Below are 22,507 nucleotides of genomic sequence, written 5' to 3'. Positions count from 1 at the left end.
CAATGGCGACGATTATACTTCCACAATCCGGCAACGCCGATGAAAAAATCGAACACGAATGCCAGTCAATGGTGCTTGTAGGTGCCAATGGATCAGGCAAGACACGTCTTGGAATATGGATTGAAAACGAACATCCGCATGCCCATCGGATAGGAGCACAACGGTCGCTCGTCTTCACCGAACAAATTACACCTCGTTCGACTAAGGTGGCAAAGACTTTTTTGCTGTATGGCTCTTACAACGAGCGGCCAGACCTGGATGAAGAATTTGTCATCGAACGGGCACGTGAGCAAAAGCTCAATAGCCGTTGGGGTAGGCGACCCGAATCTCATCTCCTTAATGACTTCGATCATGTGCTGTCTCTTCTCGTCGCGTTATATCAACGGAGGAACGAACAGTTCACTGAAGACTACAAGGCGAACAAGATTTCGTCAGGTGAAGACGTTCCGAAATCGGCACTTGACCAAACGCTAGCGGTTTGGCATAAGGTAATGCCTCACCGAAAGTTGGAACTATCCGATAATAGGCTTACTGCGCGCAGGATAGACTCTGATGAAAACTACTCCGGCTTATCAATGAGTGACGGCGAACGTGTTGCATTCTATCTTACTGCACAGGCTATGTGCGCTCCTGCACAATCTCTAATCATAGTAGATGAACCTGAGGTCCATCTGCACAAAGCGATTGAAGCAACCCTGTGGGATGCAATTGAGGCAGAGCGTTCTGATTGCACCTTTCTCTACATCACCCATGACCTTGAATTCGCCGCTTCACGTTCAGGGACGGACACTATTTGGGTCCAAGAGTTCGATGGAAAGAACTGGACATGGCAGCTAGTAGGCGACGTTGAGGGTTTTCCGACTGATCTAACCCTGGAGATACTCGGGAGCCGCAAGCCCGTGCTTTTCGTCGAGGGTACGCGAGACAGCATTGACACGCTTCTGTACCGTCGAATCTACTCCGACTTCCATGTAATTGCCCGCGAGGGTTGCGCCAAGGTTATTGAATCGACAGTGGCATTGCGGCAGGCTGGAGGATTTCACTCAACCAATGCGACGGGCGTAATTGACCGCGACTTCCGGGCAGACGAAGTGCTGGAAGGATTAGAGAAAGACGGTGTTTTCACGACTCCTGTCGCCGAAGCTGAAAATGCAATCTGCTTACCGTGTATAGTTCGAGCAGCAGCCAAGCACTTTAAGCGTGACGAAGCGGACATACTAGACAAGGCGACATCGGCTGCATTCGAGTTTCTGGATCATCAACTCGATCATCAGATTAAGCAGCGGGCAAGCCAAGAAATTCGTCATGCGCTGAGTCAATTTTCCTCGAAGGGAATTAGCAACAGGGAAGACTTTGAGCAGGCTGTCGTTGAGTTCAAAGAAAAAGTCGACGCAGGAACATTCTACGACGACGCAAAGCAAAAGTTTCAGACGGTTAGGAACGATAAGGACTATCTCGGGCTACTTCGGCTGTTCAATAATAAGGGGCTGGAAGACAAGGTGGCGAAAGCAATAGGCTTCAGCGATGGGAAAACTTTTCGGGAATGGGTGATCGCCGAGATCGACGACTCTTTGACATCGGAAAGCCCCTCTGAAATCGGGAGCGAAATTTTGGCGGGTCTGCAACAAATATTCCCAGTGATCCCAACACCGACTGAGGTGTCAGCAAGACAGCCGAGTACTTTAGTCTCAAGCCGAGAGCAGGTTGGGGATGCCTAAATCACCTGAAGAATATGCCCATCTCGAATGGCTGGGCTATGTCCAGCCGATCGGTCTTGTGGTGTCTGTTCCGGCGATGCTGGAAGCTCAATGTTACGTCAACAAGAACATTGGCGGCGAACACGCACGCTTCTTGGATTGCCTGCCGCGTGACAAAAACGACGAGATCATCCCGGAAATCCCCGACTTCCCCGTTTTCGCTCACAAATGCTTGGACTGGGAACCGGAGGACATCACGGAAATCCCGCAACGGGTTTCACTCTCGGACGAGGTCGGCTCCCTGGAAGTCATTCTGCCGCAATACCACGAAACTCTGCGACCCACACATGCGGTTCCAGTTTTCGATCCGAAAGAAGGCGAACCGCCCTGGCAAATGCTCATTCAGCAGTTGTCACTCGGTACGAATTTCGACGACGCCAGCGAGTCCGACAGTGGCCACCATTGGAACGCGGCTCCGCAATTGAAATTCGAGCGGTTGCTGCGAGAGAGCCAGGTGCCGATCGGCTTGCTCTCCAATCGTCGTCAGCTGCGTTTGGTCTATGCTCCACGTGGCGAGAGCAGTGGCCATGCCACGTTCAATGTCGATGAAATGATGCAAGTCGCCGGGCGACCGATGTTCGCGGCCCTCCACATGCTGTTGTCCGCCGACCGCATGTTTACGCTCGACGAAAAGCAGCGACTTCCCGCGATCCTCGTCAGCAGCCGCAAGTACCAGAACACCGTTTCGACCAAACTGGCCGAGCAGGTTTTGGCGGCTCTGTATGAATTGATGCGGGGCTTTCAATCGGCCAACGATGTTCACAAGGGCGAACTGCTCAAGGACGTGCTCGCCCGTGATCCCAACCAGGTTTATGCCGGTTTACTGCAAGTGTTGATGCGGTTGGTGTTCGTGTTGTACGCCGAAGACCGCGATTTGATGTCCAGCGATCCGGTGTATTCCAACAATTATTCGATCACCGGGCTGTTCGAGCGGTTGCGGGAAGACAGTGGCCGTTTCCCCGACACAATGGACAGCCGCTTCGGGGCCTGGTCGCAACTGTTGACGCTGTTTCGCTTGGTGTTCGAAGGTGGTCAGCACGGCTCATTCAAACTGCCTGCCCGCAAAGGGTATCTGTTCGATCCAGACCGTTATCCGTTTCTGGAAGGTCGCACGCCGAACGGCTCGACCGACCAGCCCGATTCCATCCCGCGGATTTCTGATGGTATCGTCTTTCGCGTGCTGCGGAATCTGCTCATTTTGGAAGGCGAACGGCTCAGCTACCGGACGCTCGATGTCGAGCAAATCGGTAGCGTCTACGAAACGATGATGGGCTTCAACTTGGAAGTGGCCTGGGGGCAGTCCATCGCCATCAAGCCGACCAAGTCCCACGGTGCCCCGGCGACTATCAATCTGGACGAACTGCTGGAAACGAAGAGCAAGGACCGGGCCAAGTGGATCAAGGAGCAAACCGATCAGAAAATCACCGGCCAAGCCCTCAAAGACCTGAAAGCCGCCGATTCGATTGATGACCTGCTCACGGCTCTCGATAAGAAGATTGCCAAGAAGGTCACGCCGCGGGTTGTGCTGGCCGGGTCGATTGTGCTTCAGCCGAGTGATGAACGTCGCCGCAGCGGTTCCCACTACACGCCGCGTTCGTTGACTAAGCCGATTGTGGAAACAACGCTCGAACCGATTCTCAAGCAACTCGTCGAACCGCCCCGGGAGGAACCGGAAACGCAGAAAACGCTGCTTGGTGGAAAGGGTCGTAAGACCAAGGTGCAGGCTCTCAAGTCGGAGCGGGATGAAGAAGCGGCCCGGCTGGCTCAGGAAAAAGGCCATCCCCACCCCCGGCAGATTTTGAATCTCAAGATTTGCGATCCGGCGATGGGATCGGGGGCGTTTTTGGTGGAAGCCTGTCGGCAGTTGGGGGATGAATTGGTGGCGGCGTGGCATGCTCATGAATGCGTGCCGACGACGGACATTCCGCCCGACGAAGATGAAATCCTCTATGCCCGCCGCTTGGTGGCCCAACGCTGTTTGTACGGCGTCGACAAAAACCCGATGGCGGTCGACCTCTCCAAGCTGTCGCTCTGGTTGGCGACGCTAGCCAAGGATCACCCCTTCACCTTTCTCGATCATTCACTGCGTCACGGCGATTCCCTGGTGGGTCTGACCGCCGAACAGATTGCGGACTTCACCTGGGATTCAAAACCCAGCAAGAAAAAACGGGGCGAAGGCATTACCTTCCGATCGAACATTCAGTCGCGATTGGAACAGGCGACCGAATACCGCAAGAAGATTCTTGATGCCCGGGAAGATGCTCCCTACCGCGACCAAGAAGATCGCATGGCGTTGGCCGATGAAGCGTTGTCACTTCCGCGACTAATCGGTGATGCTTGTGTCTCGGCATTTTTCTCTGCAGACAAAAAGAAAGCCCGTGAGGAACGGCGGGACGAGTTGTTCTCAATGGTTGCGGACTATTTGGAAACTCAGGACTTGGTGAATCGACAGCCGGTTGCCGATGCCGTTAAGAGCCTGCGAACTGGCGAGCATCCTGTCCCTCCGTTCCATTGGGAGATTGAATTTCCAGAAGTCTTCGCTTGGGAGAATGGCGGCTTTGAGGCGTTCGTCGGCAATCCTCCATTCTTGGGTGGAAAGCGAATCTCTAGTACGTATGGGAAATCGTATTCGCAGTGGATTTGTTCGCAAAGCGAAGGGACAAATGGCAATGCTGATCTAGTTGCGCACTTTTATCGTCGCGCGTTTGACTACTTGCGAGAGAACGGGGTGCAATGCCTCATAGCCACTAATACAATTGCCCAAGGCGATACTCGCCGAGCGGGACTTTATTGGATTGTTTGCAACGGTGGTAACATTATCTTTGCTACAAAACGGATGCGATGGCCAGGCGTTGCTGCAGTTGTTGTCAGTCTAGTAGCAATTAGGAAAGGCCCAGCGAACACAACAAGACTTCTTGACGGAAAGCCGGTTTGTTTGATTACGGCGTTTCTTTTTTACCGCGGAGGGAATGATGATCCAGTAGCCTTGAAGGCAAATTCGCAGCTGTCACACATTGGTTGCGATCTTAAAGGGCACGGGTTCCTCTTTGACGACACGGATGACTCAGCATCTTCCATCGAGCAAATGGAGCTCTTACTTTCGGATGACATCCGCAATCAAGAACGAATCAAGCCATACATCGGTGGCGAGGAAGTTAATAATAGTCCGACTTCATCACATCATCGTTTTGCGATTTCCTTCGACCAGATGGATTCTAAGCAGGCGAAGTCGTGGCCTCAATTATTTGAGATTGTCGCAAAGCGAATACCTTCCGAACGGGCTTCGCAATCGAAGGAGGTTGCACGTTGGCCATTCTGGCAGTATTGGCGTACTCGCCCTGAACTTTACGCGGCTTTAGATGGGAAACAACGCACTATTGTTATCAACTGCGGTGCCTGTCCGCACATGGCGTTCACGTTCCTGCCAACTAATGTGATTTACGCTCATACTCTAACTGTTATTGCGTCTGATTCCATTGGCCTCTTCGATGTGCTCCAGTCACGAATTCACGAAGTATGGGTTAGGTTCTTTGCTTCTTCAATGAAAGATGATTTAAGGTATACGCCGACCAGTTGTTTCGATCCCTTTCCCATGCCGAATGCGTTTCCAGAGAATTCAGGCTACTTCGAAAATCGTGCCCAATACATGGCAACGAAATGTGTGGGGCTTACTGAGACTTACAATCGCTTCCACAATCCCGACGAAGATTCATCCGAAGTTAAGAAACTCCGCAATCTTCACGGCGAAATGGATCGAACCGTGTTGAGAGCGTACGGGTGGGACGATCTCGCGGAGCAAGCAACGTGCGAGTTCTTGCTCGACTACGAGGAAGAAGAGGACGACGATCCCACGGCGAAGAAGTCCAAGAAGAAAAAGCCGTGGCGATACCGTTGGCCCGACGAGTTCCGCGACGAAGTCCTCGCCCGCCTCCTCGAACTCAACGAACAACGAGCCCTCGAAGAAAAACTCGCCGGAAAAACCGCGGCCAAGTCGGGACAACGGAAAACAACCAAACCGAAACCCACCCCAGGCAATCTGTTCTCCCAGAAATTGGATCGCAACGATCGCTATGCTCTCCTCGCTCTTCGAGCCTGGGACGGCAAACCCCTGACACGCCGGGCATGGAACGCCGCAATGATTTTGATGTTGGACGACAGACTGCGAACGGCATTGCTGGATAACAAGACAACCGCACCCCGCAAACAAGCTAGTGATGCTAGCCTCGATGAAATTCTGACTGGGATGTCGGCAGATGACTATGTCGAGATCGACAACACCGGCCCTCAACAAATTTTGCGTGTCGGCCCCGCAGCTCCTTCAACCGCCAATGCTCCCACCGAAGATCAAAACCGCATCAACGAAGTCAAAGAGTATTTCCGTCGTGAGGCGGAAGCCGGAAACGTGACCGAAAGCGAGGAATTTGTCGATGCCGAAATCGACTTTGTTTCCGCTTGATCGGGAACCGCTGAAACCTTCACCTGAACGTCAGGAGCCGGTGCTATGGCTCAGGCGGTTGGTGATTCTATCCGGTTTGGATTCAGCATCCATCATTCGCGACATCGAATTCCGCAGAGGTCTCAACATCATTCAGACGCGGCAAATGGAACTGCAGGGCGGTCCCGTGGCCGGTCACAGTGTCGGCAAGACCCTCTTGATGCGTTTGATCCGCTATACGCTTGGTGAGCCACACTTTGGTGTCGATGAAACGGAAGCGAACGTCGCTGCGGCGTTAAAGACAGGGTTTGTCGTTGCCCGTTGGCGAATCGCAGGTGTGGATTGGATTGTTGTTCGGCCACTCAACCAGACTGCATCAACGGATTCCATCGCTGTACGAAGTGACGACTGGCGTCAGGTTATTGAAGAGTATCCCGGGGGGATGCCTCACAAAGAATTCAGGAACGCCGTCCGCGAAGCGGTTTTCGACGGCTTGCCAATCCTTACGCTTCCGCGCGGTCGGGATGCGAAATGGCTGGATGTTCTGGCATGGCTGTCACGCGACTACCAATGCGGATTCCGACGAGCCAACGAATGGCGACATGTCGATGCCAACTCCGGTCCGAGTCTTGATCGAGAAGAAAACAGCTTGATTATGCAATGGTTGCTTGGTTTCATGAGCGAGGATGAGATCAAACTAAAGCTGAAGCACCGGGGGCTGCTTGATCAACAGGCGAAACACAAGCGAGAAGAAGACCGGCAGCAGAATAAACTGGATAGCCTGCGACCTGCCGTGTGGGAAAAGCTAGAGTTGGATCAAGAGACCGAAATCACCGACGGTCAGAAGACGTTTGATTCTGTGAATCCTGTCAAAGTTGTGGAAGACCAGGTTTCTTCTCTTCAAAAACTGAAAGCTGAACGACAGACCCAGTCCCGGATCGCTGAACTTGAAGGCAAACGAGACGCTATTCAGGAAAAACTTATCGACGCCGAAGCAGCGATTCGATCCCACAAGAACATGCTCACGTTCTATGCCAAGCAAATTGAACAATACGAGTGTGATCCACTGAAAGCCTACGAAAAGTGCCGAGCCGAACCAACGTGCTGGATGAGGGCGAAAGCCAGAGAAACAGACGATCCCGCAAAGGACCACCATCTGGATGACCTGAAGAGCCTTCAGCAAGCAGAAAGCCAAAAGCTGTCGGCAAGTGAGTCTCGAAAGGCGTCTTTTGAGGGTGATCTCAAGCAAGCAAACAGCCGAATACAAGCCGAAGGAGCGCGAGTTGCCGAAGAACTGTCGGGCATCGACGAGAGCATCGGCAAATGGCGGGGATATGAAGGCGACGCGAAAGCCTATCAGAAAGTAGTCGTATCGTTATCTGAAGCCAGTAGGTCGTTAAAGCGATCAAATCGCGAGGTCGATTCGTCCAATGAAGTCCAGAAAGACGTTCGCGGCAAACACGGCGACAAGATCGAGCTGTTGACCGAAGTCTACCAGCAGACCTTGCAACGAATCTTTGGTGGCGACGCAGTCGGGCAGATTCAAGTTGATGGGAATGGGCTTCAACCGGCTCCCGACAAAAAGTTGGGTCCAGCAGGTGCCGCAATGTCGGTTCTGACGACCGTGTTGGCGTTTGACATTGCTTGTGTGGCGGCAAGTGCTTATGGGGTCGGTCAGCACCCCAGGTTTTTGATGCACGACAGCCCCCGCGAAGGTGAGATGCAGCCACCGCTTTTTAGACGCTTGTTTGAAATCGTTATTGAGTTGGAAGAGCAATTCGAGCCGCCAGAGTATGCGTCTTTCCAGTACATTATCACGACCGCATCGGAACTCCCACGTGAGATTGGCGGGGAAGACTTTCCCTACGTTCGTGAAACGCTGGATGCACTCAGCGACGATGGCCTGTTGCTGAAAACAAAGTTTTAGGACGAGAAGGCTATCGATTATGAAACCAACCGACGTTCGCTCAAATCTGATCGATGCCCTGCGGCTGGATTTGGTTGGCCCGATGGGTTCGTCGGGCACGCCAACCGAAACGCTGCCGCAGGCGCCTTCGCGTTGGTATCTGACCGGGTTTTTGGTGCCGACGGAGGCGGATGAATCCCAACGGGTCGATCCAACCAGTGACGATGAACTCGATCAGGCTGCCGAGCCAGCAGGTATCGATGATGACAAAACGCCCGAACCTGCCGCCGCTCGGCGTTCATATCTGCCCAGCAGCATGGGGCTGAGCATTCTGATCCCGAAAGGCGTGGAAAGCCTGACGGCCACCGTCCGCTATGGAGACTACATCCGGGTTGAGCAGGAAGAAGGCGAAGACGGCCCCCATCAGTGGCGACGGATTCCCCGCGAAGAACCGATGACGCTAAATTTTGGCGACAAGGTCCCTGATTCGGGCAAGAAAGACGTACCGAATAGTCGTGGTGTCGAGATCGTCTGGTCAGTTCGGGGGATTCCTGATTCTGGAGTGATTGGAGGGTTGCCGGACGGAACGCGAAGTGTCTCTGTGTTCGTCGTCAACAAACGGGTTCCCTCGCCGGATGAAGTCAGCGATGAAGCATTCATCTTTCAAGTCGAGTTAGAACTGACCTGCGAACAATCCTTCATCGCGCGTCCAAATCTGAGAAGTCTGGAAAGCGACGATTGGGACGAGCGGGTTGCCGATCTTCAGTACCGCGATATTTGTGAATTCTCGGTCGGCCACAGCGTTTCCACGGCTGCCTTCGTCGATGACGAGTGCGAATGCCACAAAGTGCAAACCCGCTGGATTCCCGATGCCGAAGTGGAGCGGGTTGCCCCGGCAAAGATTGACGGCGTGGAACTCAAAATGGAGGAACTGGCCCAACTCAAGGATGGCGACGACGCGAAAGAAAAGCTCGGGAACTTCGTCACCCAATACCGGGAGTGGATCAAACAACAAGCCGCAATCGCACCGAGTTCCCCACCGCGCCGGAAAGAAACGTCCGAAGAACTCCTGAAGCGTGCCGGGTTCGCCGCCGACCGCATTGAAGCGGGAATCGCATTACTCAGCGAAGACGATTGCTTGGAAGCGTTCCGAATCGCCAATAAGGCAATGGCGGCTCAAGGTCGCAGACGGCTCGCCATGTTGCTCGGCAAAAAGCCCGACGAGATTACCCCAGCCTGGCGCCCCTTTCAGCTAGCGTTCTTGCTGATGAACCTGAAGGGAATTGCCACACCCGAAGAGGCAGACCGAGAAATCGTCGACTTGCTGTTCTTTCCCACTGGTGGTGGTAAAACTGAAGCGTATTTAGGTTTAGCGGCCTTCACGCTCGTCCTCCGACGCTTGCGAAACCCGGGAATCACTTCCGCGGGGCTCAGCGTGCTGATGAGATACACACTGCGGTTGTTAACGCTCGACCAACTCGGTCGTGCGGCAGCTCTGATTTGTGCGTTGGAACTCGAACGTCAGCAGGACGTGACCAAACTCGGGGCATGGCCGTTCGAGATTGGATTGTGGGTCGGGATGGCGGCGACTCCTAACCGAATGGGGGCCGTAAACGATAAGTCCCGCGAATCCGCCCGGGCGAAAACCATTACCTACAAGAACGATGATCGCAACCCGTCCCCAATCCCCTTGGAAGAATGCCCTTGGTGCGGAGAGAAGTTTACCAAGGATTCGTTCCAACTGGTGCCAAACCCAGAAAATCCGACTAATCTTCAAGTCCGATGCTTGAACCAGGATCGGCACAACAAAAAAGACATTCAATGCGACTTCGCTAAACAGAGACTCGATTTGCCGATTCTGGCCGTGGATGAACCGATCTATCGGCGGCTGCCCTGTTTCATGATCGCGACCGTCGACAAATTCGCCGCCATGCCCTGGACGGGCGAAGTCGGCGGATTTTTCGGTCGAGTCAGCCGTGGCGATTCTGAGGGATTCTACGGTCCCTGCCATGCCACGTCTGGTCGCCCGCTGCCTGTTGAGCGTCTCTTGCCTCCCGATCTTGTCATTCAAGACGAATTGCACCTCATCTCCGGCCCATTAGGCACGATGGTCGGCCTTTACGAGACAGCATTGGATGAGTTGTCAACAATCGAGAAGAACGGAAAACGGATTCGTCCGAAGATCATCGCCTCGACAGCCACTGTACGCCGTGCCGAAAGTCAGATTCGAGCGCTGTTCAATCGCCGAAACGTGGACGTGTTTCCGCCCCCAGGACCGGACGTGCGAAACTCTTTCTTCGCGCGAACGCATTCGACTGATGAAAGCAACGCTCGGCAGTACCTGGGTATCGCGGCCCAGGGGCGCAGTCCGAAAGTCATCATGTTGCGGGTGTATTTGACGCTGCTTTCAGCCGTCCAGAAAGCCTACCACGAGGCCGGTGGAAAGAAGATCGATGATAACCCTGCCGATCCATATATGACTCTGCTGGGGTACTTCAACAGTCTCCGGGAATTGGGCGGTGCAAGACGATTGATTGAAGACGAGGTCCGCACCCAATTGACCGCCCGGGGACTTCGCAAGCGGTTCGGCGAATCGGAAGGGCTTTTTCGCGACCGCACCATTGCCTATGAAGTGGTCGAACTGACCAGCCGGGTCAGTACCGACAAAGTTTCCGAAGCGAAACGGAGGCTGGAGCAACCGTTCCGTGAAAAGGATCACGTCGATGTCGCCATCGCGACGAACATGATTTCGGTCGGTTTGGACATTACGCGGCTCGGTTTGATGGTCGTCTTCGGACAACCGAAAACGAGTTCGGAGTACATTCAGGCAACTAGTCGTGTCGGTCGTGACCACGAAAAGCCGGGCTTGGTCGTGACAATCTTGAACGTCCATCGACCCCGGGACCGTTCGCATTACGAGCGATTCTCGGCATTTCATGAGTCTTTCTATCGAAGTGTGGAGGCGACCAGCGTGACACCGTTCTCTCCCCGGGCGTTGGACCGTGGTTTGGCGGGCACGCTCATCTCCCTGGTTCGACAGGGGCATCTGCCCATGACTCCGCCACGTGGCGCCACGGAGATTCTCAGCCAGTTGCCTCGCCTCGACTTCGCTCTCAAACGGTTATCTGAAAGAGCTGTCGAGACGCATCAGAATAGTTCATCGGAGGAAGCCGAGCAGCTTCGTCTTACCGTGCTGGAGCGATGTAAGGACCTCCTCGACGAATGGAGCCGGATTGCCAAAGACCTTCATGATTCGGGTGGTGCCCTGCAATATCAAACGGAGCAAGGCAGCGCTCAACGGCTTCTTTACGAGTTTCTCAATCCAGACCTCAAGACGCTGCCGCCCAAACATCGAAAATTTCGGGCCAATCGGTCAATGCGGGATGTGGAGCCAAGTGTCAACCTGTGGCTCAAAACAATTGACGGCGTGGAACTCGAGACTGAGGAGGACGGACTATGAGTAGACGACCGGGAAGCCGTCCTCCTGGCCAGATTCGCCAGAGTCAGTTATTAACATCCTTTGGGCCTGGCTCAATGCTGGACCTGCCGAATCACTCTGTGCTGGTCGGTGGGCTCGATACATGGTCCACGGGTGGCGACGAGATCATCGAACCCAGGTTGGTGGACAAACTCAAGGAGCTGTTTGATCCACCGCTGACAATGTTGAAACTCTATTCGCCACCGCCTGATTTGGATGATCCAGCGGTGCCGAAGACCGGGATCACCGCTTGGCAGTTTCCGGAGTGGTTCATCACACAGGATGTCGATCTTGAAGCGAGCCGTGGAACGACTCGAGCACGGATGCTGGTGCATCGTCGCAGACTCATTAAAGGCAAGTTCATTGACGACACGAAAAAGAAACGGGCCGTCGTGCCAGTGCGTTTCGTACGCGCTTGTCGCGGTGGACACATCGGTGACATAGACTGGTACCACTTTGTCCACAACGGGGAAACCGACTGCCGTCGTCAGCTTTGGATTGAAGAGCGCGGCACCACTGGCGATCTCTCCGAAGTTTGGGTGCGTTGCGACTGCGGTAAAGGGGAGCGAAATATGCTCCAGGCTTCGGAACAACGCATTCGAGCTCTGGGCAATTGTGACGGAAACCGTCCGTGGCTCGGACCGTACTCGAAAGAAAAGTGCGGAGAACCAAATCGCCTTTTGATTCGCACGGCGAGCAATGCGTATTTCTCGCAGCTGATGAGTGTCATTTCACTACCCGACCGCGACGAGAACATCCGCGAGGCCGTCGAGGCAGTTTGGGATTTTATTAGCGAGGTGGAAGACACAGGTGAACTTAAATACGAACGAAAAAAGGCAAAAGTACACGCTGCCCTGGAAGGTTTCTCGGACGACGAGGTCTTTGAGGAAATCAAAGTTCGACGCGGACAATCGCTTCAACAGGCCAAGACGATCAAGCAAGCTGAAATTGAAACCCTGAGTTCAGCCAAAGGGGAACTTGGTGACGACCGTCCCGACGGCAATTTTTTTGCACGAACACTTCCCCGCGAAATCTGGCATGCCCCCTGGATGGAAAACATTGAGCGAGTGGTGTTGGTTCACCGGCTTCGAGAAGTCACCGCTCAAGTCGGCTTTACGCGATTTGAGGCGATTTCACCTGATATTGATGGCGAGCTAGAAATGGGCGTACGCCGGGCTTCGCTCACCCGAGATGATCCGCAGTGGTTGCCTGCCGTCGAAAACCGTGGTGAAGGAGTCTTTATTCAATTCAAAAATGAAAGGGTTCAAAAGTGGTTGGCGCGAGACGATGTTAAGAGACGCGGAGACGTGCTTGAGCGCGGACATCGGATTTGGGCTGAGGAGCACAAGCAGTCGAAACGGAAATTCCCCGGACTGCCTTACATTCTGATGCACTCGCTTTCTCACTTGCTGTTGACCGAAGTTTCGCTCGAATGCGGTTATCCAGCCAGTTCCATTCGCGAACGCATCTACGCTATCCCCGATGTTGGATACGGAATCCTATTGTTCACTGCCACCTCAGATGCAGAAGGCACGTTGGGCGGTTTGGTTCAGGTTGGCCGTTCGATCCATGTGCACCTTCGAAATGCTTTAGAACTTGGCGGACTTTGCTCGAACGATCCCGTCTGTGCTCAGCACGAACCCAGCAATCCGCATGAGCGACGATTTCTGCATGGAGCCGCCTGTCACGGATGCCTATTGATTTCTGAAACATCTTGCGAGCAGCACAACGAGTTCCTGGACCGGGCATTGGTTGTTCCAACCGTGGACAACCTGGGAGTCGAATTCTTTCGGGCTGGCGAATTATGACGGCAATATTCTCAAAGCTCAGCAATGCCGACCTCCGCGAATTGACCTCCGCCCTAAGGTCGCGGAGAGTATCCGCTCCATTCTCCGCGCTGCAAGTCAAACGGGTTCTTTCTCACCGGCTTGCGGAAGAAGTCACAACTTCACTGAATCAAATGGTCGAGCTGGGTTTTGGGGAACAGCAAATCGCCGTGACGCTCGAAATGATCCTCACCGATCGTACGGATGGCAGAAAATCAGAGCCCCCAATCGATCTTGTCACCTCCGGCCCAGAAGCTCCCGGTATTGCCAATCGTGACACTGCTGTCGTTGTTCGCGAACTTTTCGCTCATGCCAAGAAATCTGTTTTGGTAGTGGGTTATGCGGTCTATCAAGGAGATAGTGTCTTCGAGGCGTTGGCCAACCGCATGGAAGAGCTGTTGGAGATCGACGTCAAATTGTTCCTGAACATTGCTCGTCCTGACAATGACATGACTGCGTCGGAAATCCTCATTTCTCGCTTCGTTCATCGATTCAGAGAACATCAATGGCCGAAAGGATGCCGTATGCCTCAAGTCTACTACGATCCAAGATCAGTCGCCGAGAATAAGCGGTCGTCACTTCACGCAAAATGCGTGATTGTAGATTCAGTGCAGGTCTTTATATCGTCAGCAAATTTCACAAAGGCTGCACAGGAACGGAATATCGAGGTCGGACTAAAAATTGACTCAATCCGATTGGCGGAACGACTAAACAGGCACTTTCAACTTCTACACGAACATGGTTTAGTGATACGTGCAGTCTAACACTGCTTTACACTGGGAACTTGACTTTTAACCGATTGAATCCGTCTGCCGAAGCAAAAGGTCCAGATAGCGGCAGGAAAATAGAAGCATGTGTAAACGTCTCTATTCCAAAGCTCGTGCAATGAAGCTGAAAGTTCGTAAGGAGTTAGCCCAGGAAATATTACAGCGTAACAAGCAAGACGGACTACTGTGCTCAAGCTATCATGAGTTGTGGTTTGATGAATCCGAAAGCGATCCCGATTTTGTCTCCAAAAATCGAAGAGAATTTCGAAATCTTCGATTTCGCGAATATGGCATTGTGCAGTGACCAGCATCGGTGCTGCTATCGCATTTCGCATTAAGACATCTAACCTGCAACCTAAGCGATCAAAACCTAGTTTTCAGTGAGTCTCTTGAGAAATGATAGGCCGCACGATTCGCATTTATCTCGTCGACGGTGTTCCCGCAGGCGTGTTGACGGCGGAGATTATCAACTGGACTGGAAAGGTGGTTGTCGCTCCACGATCGCAGCTTTCTGCCCTTGCCAAACGTGACGAAGTGAAGCGAACGGGGGTTTACTGTCTCGTCGGTCCCGATCCTAATGTCCCAAACAAAGAGTCGATCTACATCGGTGAGGGAGACAATGTTTGGTCCCGTCTTCTAAACCACGATAAAGATGAAAGCAAAGATTTCTGGAATCGCGTGGTCTTCGTCACCAGTAAAGATCAAAACTTGACGAAGTCACACGGGCGATATTTAGAGAGCCGAGTCATTCAGATGGCCCACCATGCTGGCCGAGCGACAGTGATGAATGGCACCGCTCCACCGCTGCCGCCCTTGCCGGAACCCGATGTCGCCGACATGGAGTATTTTTTGGAACAAGTACAGATGATGTTTCCTGTCTTGAGTTTTGGCTTCCTTCAGCCCAAACCTTCAACGGTAGGCAAGAGGGACCAGCTTGATTTCGAGTCGCCGCTGTTCGTCTTGAACGTGAAAGGGGCTACTGCGAGGGCTCGTGAAATCGGCGGCGAGTTTGTAGTTCTCAAGGGCTCTCAAGCATGCAAAGAAGACCGCAAATCGTGGACATCCTATAAATCACAACGAGATCAGCTAGTGGCTGACAGCAAACTTGTTGACAGTCTTGATTCAGCCTATTTTGCGTTCTCTGAGGACGTCGGCTTCAGTAGTCCCAGTGCTGCTGGCTCGGTCGTCTGCGCTGGGAATACCAACGGGCGGATCGCCTGGAAGGTCGAGGATACGGGGCAGACGTATCAGGATTGGCATGACCAAAAGCTAGTCGCTGCGGGAATGGAAGCAAGCGATGATTGATTGCAACGTGAAAGTTGAAAGCGGGCTGTTATAAGTGATGTTAGCCTTACCGAACCTTTCCCTCTACGATCCGCCGACCAGCAGCGAAGGTACGATTGATCCGCTCGGCCTATACCAGATCGCTGATCAACTGGCGACAAGACTGGTTCCCGCTGTGCGGGAGCGGATGCAGCGGATTCGTTTCTTGACAGCGATGTCGGTCGGCGCGCTCGTAACCGAAGGATTGGAGGCTGATCCCGAGCAGCCGGAATGTCCGCCCTTTTTGGTCTGGGAATGGCTGGTCGTCGAGTCTCTTATTCGTAGTTCAGACGATGAGGCCTTATTGCGGGGAGTACCCGGAACCCTCGTGACTCGGCGGGCTTTGGCAAATCACAACTATCTCGACTCTCGCAGTTATCTCAAGACACCGCGGATCATTGGTTTTCATGGAGTCTACAAAAGACTGGCAGTCCATTTGGGCCTGGTCGATGTACATCTTGGCGCGGGCTCATTGTGCGAAGAACTAGCGGATGCTTGGGCGAAGGACCAAGGCTTCCAGGGATATCGTGGAGCAAAGCAACGCTTGGAAGAATGGAAGCGTGCGGTTCGCCGGGGATTAGCTCAGCAACCGTGTCGGACTCGCCCGGGATGGAACCTGGGTGTTTGGGGGCAGTTGGCGACTGCTATGCACCCAGACCAGGCCGGAAAACATGAGAGGAAAGTCTTGCAGCAGTTGCTTCATTCCGAGGATGAACGAGCTTTGGGGGCGCTGCCGGCGATCTGGCGTCTCCAAACGGAGTTCATGGCAGATGGTTACACTGAAGAATCGCTACATACTCGATTGAAGGAAACCTTGCCTTCGGTGCGGACGTTGCTCGATGCAATCGTGGCCTATGAGGATTTCTGCCGCGGCTTATTTGACGGCTTCGATCTGATCCGCTTTTCCGCCAGTGGGCAAGATTCCCGGGGCTTTGAAGTTGCCAGCATCGGCAAGGAAAGCGACTTCGTTGACTCACTCAAGCACTTGGACGCTCGCTACGAAGAGGCTCGATCTCGGCTCCATGATGTCGATTCACAGTTGGCGAGTTTCTTCGATGAACGTTTTGCTCGGTTCGCGGAACCCATGAACGCTGCCGAGTCGGCTCGGGCCATCTGCGAGCATCACGAAAATATCCAGAAAGCCAAAAGTGCGGAAGGTAAGCGGCCGTGGTTTGATCGACTTGATCCCGCTCGAATCTACATGCGACATCGTTATCGCTTGTCCGACCGGGAAATCCAGCCGTCTCGCTATGTGCATGACTACCGTGGGAAACCGCTTCGTAACTTTTATCTCGATCTCAATCACTGATGGCCAAACGAAATCGGCAGCAAGCAGCCGGCACGATGCTTGAACTCTGGCGACCACCTCGTGAGGCCGGCGATCCACTCGGGTGTCTCGCGACGACGTTCACGTTTCAACCGGGCCTGTTTGACGAACAGTGCTTGGCCCGATTTCTGGAGATCGAGTCGGAACCGAACCGTGAGGATTTGGCGTTCTTGCTTGAACGTGAGACACGCTTGGGAGCGGTCTATGCAGGAGTCATGGTGGACCACACGCAGGCCGGTGTGGAGCATTCGTTGCGTTGGGATGTCTTGCCAATCCGCATCCCGAGAGCCAAGCAACACGCCAAGCTCAGCCTCTTGGCCTGGCAAAATCATATTCGCATCTTAGTGGCGTCGGCCAATCTGACCGAACAAGGCTATCGGTATAACCGAGAAGTCTGTGTCGCTCTCGATCACACGCCGGAGACCGCAGACCTGGATCAGCTCGGTGAAGCCTGTGATTTCCTGCGTAATCTGTTAGCGTTTGTTCCGGGTGCTCAGCCAGACGCACCGGAAGTGCGGCGGGCAATTGACTTCCTCGATCTCGTTCGAGATCACTCGTCCTCATGGAGCCCGGCCAAACGTATCAAGGGACAGCGTCAGCATCTGGTATTTTCCCTACCCGCGCGAGAACAGAACGCCGCGACCGGTGGGTCGGGTATTGCTGCCCAAAGCAGTCTGACCGGTGCCCTAGCCCACAGCAAACACCGACATGGTGCACCAGACGAGGCTTGGATCGCTTCGCCGTTCTTCGATATCGACAACGAAATCGACGTCACGACGGAATCGCTCTGTCAGGCGATGTCCCGTGTTTCCAACAAGACCGTTTGTTTTTGCGTGCCCGCCGTTGGCACGGTGGATCAAACGCCGGTTCGACTCGCAGCTCCCTCAAGCCTCTACAAGACAGCGTTGCGATATACAGAAACGACAATCTTTGAACCTCTGCCGGAAATCGACGAAGACAAGAACGCCAGGCCATGGCATGCAAAGATGCTTGGGCTGTTTCGAGAAGGTGCCAAAGGCTTTGCCGCGTTAATGATCGGCTCGTCCAACTTCACACGTGCGGGAATGGGAATCGGAAAGTTCCGCAATGCCGAGGCCAATCTGCTGACAATCGTTGATATTCCGCCAAAAGCCCGGTTGGCACGCCTGATGGAATCCATTTGGCCTCATATGGAGCGGGTGCAAAATCTCGACAAAGTGGAGTGGCCGGGGGCCACGCCCGAACTCGTCGAGGAACAACGAGCGCAATGCATTGCCGTCCCCGCGGGATTTTTGTCCGTGACTTACCAAACTGGTGATCGGCCGGAGTTGGTCCTGCGTCTGGATGTCGAGAAGCTGCCGAACGATTGGTCGATCTCGACGGTGGGCAACAAGCCAACCGAGATTTTGAATGCCGATACATGGCGAGACCGGGGTTCTCCGGAAACGATTGCTGTGATCTGGGATGCCGTGCTGCCTCCAGACAAAATCTTGGTCCAGTGGGTCGGAAATAAATCAACGTCTCAGGATGCGTTTTTGCCGTTGAATGTGGCGGATGCGAACATGCTGCCGCCGCCAAACGAACTCCGGGAGATGTCTGCCGATGAAATGCTGCGGATTCTAGCAGCATCAGACCCCAGTGCTGCGATTCGTGCCTGGACCCGGAAGCGACAACAGGAAGAAATTTTCGACGAAGACCTGGACTCAGCCACTGCGTCCGATCTCGATCCACTTCGTCGCTATGAACTCAAGGCAACCTTCTTACGTCGAGTGCGTACTCGAACCCGCATCCTCGCTCAACTCCGGTTCAAACTGGAAAGTCCCTTTCGGACGGTGCAATCCTTGCAATGGCTCCTGGAAGGCTTTCTGGGCATTCGTCCTATCGCCGAGCGGATGTTGGCAGGTGTGCTCAGAAACCACGATTCAGCCGATGAAGATTTGCTCACGTTGGCTGACTTTGTGATTTTGCTCAGCGAGGTGACCTATCAACCCGACGAGGGCTCGCTGTCGGAAGAAGATTTTGCCAAGGTCTATCAGCCATTTCTGAAGAAACTCGTGAAAGACTTGAATGCTGATGTGCATGGCCATCGGCAACGTGTCGGTCGGGATATCTTGGATTTTTGGGATCGAGTGGTCGAACGATGCCACAACTAGACCTCTATAACCCGGCAGCCGAGTTAGTGCTGGGGAGTCGGTACAACAACCGCGTTCCGCAAAGCGATCAAGATCGCCAACGGCGTGAGGTCGAACGCATCCTCGATCGTCTGCGTGATCAGCCCGGTGTAGTGCTGGCTGACGAAGTAGGCATGGGGAAAACGTTCGTGGCCTTGGCGGTCGTGTATTGTCTTACGCGTCAACGTCGGCGTGGACCGGCAATCGTCATGGTCCCACCGAACTTGATCGACAAGTGGGTCCAAGACCTCAAGACATTCTGCGAGCTGTATTTGAATGGTGCCCAGCCTATTGATCGCGACGAAGCAACGCCCACGGAACTGCGATCCAAACATGCATTTCGCTACGGGAAGGCACGACATAGCGTCGAACTGCTGAAGCTACTCGATGATCGCCCCAGCATCCGCTGTCATGTCATTTTCCTGGGACAAGGAGCGATGGCTCGCCGCCAATCCGACAAATGGATTCGCTTGGCGTTGATTCGTGAGACACTGCGACAACACGGACGAGGGAGAGCCACCCGCCTGATCAAAGTCAAGAAAGTGATTCATCGGTTCTTGGCCGAACTGCTTCATGCGATCGGTGAGCAATCCGCGAGCGACTGGGGCGAGGAGATTTGGTGTGATCTGCTGGAATCTGATCCGATGCAGTGGAAAGAAATCTACAACGCTTCCGTTCGAGAAAGCCGGCAACTCAATGATGATCCGGTTCCCAAAGCCGTAGTGAAGGCACTCGACAAAAAGCAGATCGACCTCAAACCGCTAGCGATTGCTCTAGAAGCCATGCCTCTCAAGTCGATGGGCCCAGAGTCGGATCGACGGCGAATCGCCCGTACCCGGGACGCACTGAAACTTGTCGAAGAGGAAGCCTGGAAAGACCTGCTGGCCGGAACTCGCTGGCGATCGCCACTCTTGGTCATGGATGAAGCCCACCACTTAAAAAATCCAGCAACCAGTTTGGCCCGCCAGCTTCAATCGCCAGACACTGAAAACGATCTAAAAACCGGTGATGGGGCAATGGCCAAGGCATTTGACCGAATGCTTTTCCTCACGGCGACACCGTTTCAACTGGGACATCAAGAGTTGATCAAGGTTCTCGACCGGTTTGGCGATGTGCGATGGGACAAAACCATGCCTTTGGAGTTGGACGCATTTCGGGCAGAACTCCAAACGCTGGATCAGAAACTCACCGAGAGCCAGCGAACCGCGATCCAACTTCAGCGATGCTGGACCCGACTGCAATCCGAGGATTTGCCCAGCGATGAGAACATCGATGATTGGTGGGAGTCGCTACGGAATCGTCCTGTAGATCAACTCGCGCCGCGCCAGCGGGCTCTGCTGAATGCTTATGATCAAGCACAGCAATATCGGGCTCAGGCGGAGAGCCAACTCAAACCTTGGATCATCCGCCACAATAAAGGTGAGTACTGGGCCGGGACCTCAATCACCAGACGATCCCGTTTGGATGGAGCGACGATGCTCGGACACCCTGGCAATGGTTCCGGATTGGAAGTGCCCCCTGCTCAGTTGCTGCCGTTCTTTCTGGCAGCTCGAAGTGCGGTTTGTCCGGGCAAAGACTTGCTAGGAGAAGCGCTTTGCTCGTCATATGAAGCCTTTCGCCAAACACGTCTTCACCGCAGAGTGGAATGTGATGAAACCGAACATGGTGATACTTCTGTCGATCTCACGCATTCGGCTTGGTATCTCGCGGAGTTCGACACCGCGTTGGAAAAATGCAGCGGTCGGATTCATCCCAAAATCGCTGCGACGGTCCAGAAGGTCGTTGAACTTTGGGAGAATGGCGAAAAGGTTCTCGTTTTTGCATTTTATCGACGCACTTGCCGAGCACTACGAATCCATATCAGCGACGAGATCGAACGGCGGATGATGACGCTCGCTCGACGTCGGTTTGCCGGTGCTGGACACTCGCGGTCGGACGCTGAAATCCTCTCGGTTTTGGAAAGCATTCAACGGCGATATATGGATGATGTCAAATCCCCAGCACGTCATAGCTTGGACCGGGCCTTGTCCGCCATTGTGAACCGTCGTAGCGAAGCCTTTGCCCATGCAACGGTGTCTCCGGAACAGTGCGATCAGCTTGTGAGCATTATGCGGCGATTTTTGCGTGTGACCACAACGCTCGTGCGCTGCTTTCCAATCCACGAACACGACACGTTGGAACCGCATTTGGCTATTCGCAGCATGTTGGACAAGGAAGATGGATCGAGAATGTCCTGGCGAGCCAAGTTCGAGAGGTTCATCGACTTCTTGATCGACCGTTGTTCGGACGCTGAGCGGGAAGCGTATCTCGATGCCGCAAGGCGAACACAAACCGGCGCGATCCGCGTGACCATGGGCGAACACGGAGACGAATCTGAGGACAACAATCCTCCCGGCGATGCGGATGCCAAGATGGCTTTGGCCAATGTGCAAGAGGCCACCGGCGAAACCAATCGGGAACAACGCTCGCGGCTCATGCGGGCGTTCAACACGCCGTTTTTTCCAGACATCTTCGTCTGCAGCGAGGTCATGGGGGAAGGCGTCGACCTACAACGTTATTGCAGGTATGTAATCCATCACGATTTGGCCTGGAATCCCAGCCAGATTGAACAACGCACGGGACGCATCGATCGCCTCGGATGCAAAGCCGAAGACGAACATCCGATTCACATTTATCTGCCGTACCTGGCCGGAGCCTCGGATGAAAGGCAATATCGTGTGATGAGTGATCGAGAACAATGGTTTCGCATTGTGATGGGGCAAGACGAGGTCGCGAAACTGATTCCCGGCGAAACTGATGAGGAGCGCCCAAACCTCCCTTCATCGTTCGCGGATGGATTGAGTTTCAACCTAGGTTTGGACTGAGGACTTTCATGGACAGTGGGCTATGTGATTGACCACGATCCGAATGACCTAAGCGAAATGCTATCGGCCCTGCGAAAAGATGAATCCAATGGAATTCGCCTGCTTGCTCAAGCTGGGTTAACGAAAGAGGGCGATGAAACCGCCCAAGAAAATCTGGCGACAATCATTCAGTCTTGGGGCAAGGCTGACTTGCCCGACCGGAAGCGACGAGGATTATCAGACGAGATGGAACTCGTGTGCGGCTTGATCGCTGAGTTGAAACTATCGTGGTTGGAGGCCGATCTTCGGATAACGCTTCACAGTCTAGAAAAGAGAAATCAGGCTTTCGTCATCGATGCCCTTGCCGGATTGGGGGATGCGAATGCACTCAAACAACTTCATGAAATGGTGGAGTCCGAGGACGTAGAAGTCCGTATGGCAGCGCTGAAAATGTGTGGTCATTTAGATGAAGAGAAATCCCATCGATTCGTGAAAGACATCGCTGAAAGCTCAAAAGACCCACTGATTCTGGTGGCGCAGCAGATTCGTCAGCATCTCAGGCAGGGCATTCAACGGAAGATGGCAAACGCAAAATCTGCTGGTCGTCGGCGTACTGATTGACTCGTTTCCGTCTCTCAAGTCCATTTTATAATGCGAAGTCCGTCATTGCTGGAGCCGGACGTTGATGCCGCAAC

General features: G+C 53.8%; 11 protein-coding genes. All 11 read left to right on the top strand.

Annotated features, from left to right (window positions below; all coding sequences use genetic code 11):
- Positions 1-2: 2 nt before the first annotated feature.
- The 11 genes from AC5DDB_RS06130 to AC5DDB_RS06080 all read left to right on the top strand — a co-directional run bounded on the left by AC5DDB_RS06130 (position 3) and on the right by AC5DDB_RS06080 (position 22,433).
- Positions 3-1,718 carry a DUF4435 domain-containing protein gene (locus AC5DDB_RS06130; protein WP_491738807.1) on the top strand — a complete coding sequence of 572 codons (1,716 nt, stop codon included), beginning with the start codon at positions 3-5 and terminating at the stop codon, positions 1,716-1,718.
- Positions 1,711-6,213, top strand: a complete 4,503-nt coding sequence (locus AC5DDB_RS06125) for an Eco57I restriction-modification methylase domain-containing protein (RefSeq protein ID WP_491738806.1) — start codon at positions 1,711-1,713, stop codon at positions 6,211-6,213. Before AC5DDB_RS06130 ends, AC5DDB_RS06125 begins: the two co-directional genes overlap by 8 nt.
- The gene (locus tag AC5DDB_RS06120) at positions 6,185-8,119 is read left to right on the top strand and encodes a hypothetical protein (protein ID WP_491738805.1); all 1,935 of its coding nucleotides are present in this window, start codon (positions 6,185-6,187) and stop codon (positions 8,117-8,119) included. Before AC5DDB_RS06125 ends, AC5DDB_RS06120 begins: the two co-directional genes overlap by 29 nt.
- 19 nt (positions 8,120-8,138) lie before the next feature.
- A complete protein-coding gene (drmA, locus tag AC5DDB_RS06115; RefSeq protein ID WP_491738804.1) occupies positions 8,139-11,558 on the top strand; it encodes a DISARM system helicase DrmA in 3,420 nt (1,139 codons plus the stop codon).
- Positions 11,555-13,384, top strand: a complete 1,830-nt coding sequence (gene drmB, locus AC5DDB_RS06110) for a DrmB family protein (protein WP_491738803.1) — start codon at positions 11,555-11,557, stop codon at positions 13,382-13,384. The genes drmA and drmB overlap by 4 nt, the downstream gene beginning before the upstream one ends.
- Positions 13,381-14,166: a DISARM system phospholipase D-like protein DrmC gene (gene drmC / locus AC5DDB_RS06105; RefSeq protein WP_491738802.1), complete on the top strand. Its 786-nt coding sequence runs from the start codon at positions 13,381-13,383 to the stop codon at positions 14,164-14,166. The genes drmB and drmC overlap by 4 nt, the downstream gene beginning before the upstream one ends.
- A gap of 399 nt (positions 14,167-14,565) precedes the next feature.
- A complete protein-coding gene (locus tag AC5DDB_RS06100; protein ID WP_491738801.1) occupies positions 14,566-15,474 on the top strand; it encodes a GIY-YIG nuclease family protein in 909 nt (302 codons plus the stop codon).
- A 37-nt stretch (positions 15,475-15,511) separates the two neighbouring features.
- Positions 15,512-16,801, top strand: coding sequence for a hypothetical protein (locus AC5DDB_RS06095; protein ID WP_491738800.1), 1,290 nt, complete (start codon positions 15,512-15,514; stop codon positions 16,799-16,801).
- Entirely contained in the window at positions 16,801-18,951 is a 2,151-nt protein-coding gene (locus tag AC5DDB_RS06090; protein WP_491738799.1) for a phospholipase D-like domain-containing protein, read from the top strand. Before AC5DDB_RS06095 ends, AC5DDB_RS06090 begins: the two co-directional genes overlap by 1 nt.
- The gene (locus tag AC5DDB_RS06085; protein ID WP_491738798.1) at positions 18,939-21,833 is read left to right on the top strand and encodes a helicase-related protein; all 2,895 of its coding nucleotides are present in this window, start codon (positions 18,939-18,941) and stop codon (positions 21,831-21,833) included. Before AC5DDB_RS06090 ends, AC5DDB_RS06085 begins: the two co-directional genes overlap by 13 nt.
- Before the next feature lie 24 nt (positions 21,834-21,857).
- A complete protein-coding gene (locus AC5DDB_RS06080; protein ID WP_491738797.1) occupies positions 21,858-22,433 on the top strand; it encodes a HEAT repeat domain-containing protein in 576 nt (191 codons plus the stop codon).
- The last annotated feature ends 74 nt before the right edge of the window (positions 22,434-22,507 follow it).

The organism is Thalassoroseus sp., assembly GCF_984380535.1.
The sequence above is the reverse complement of the archived record's forward strand: the minus strand, read 5'-3'. Positions and strand labels throughout refer to the sequence as shown.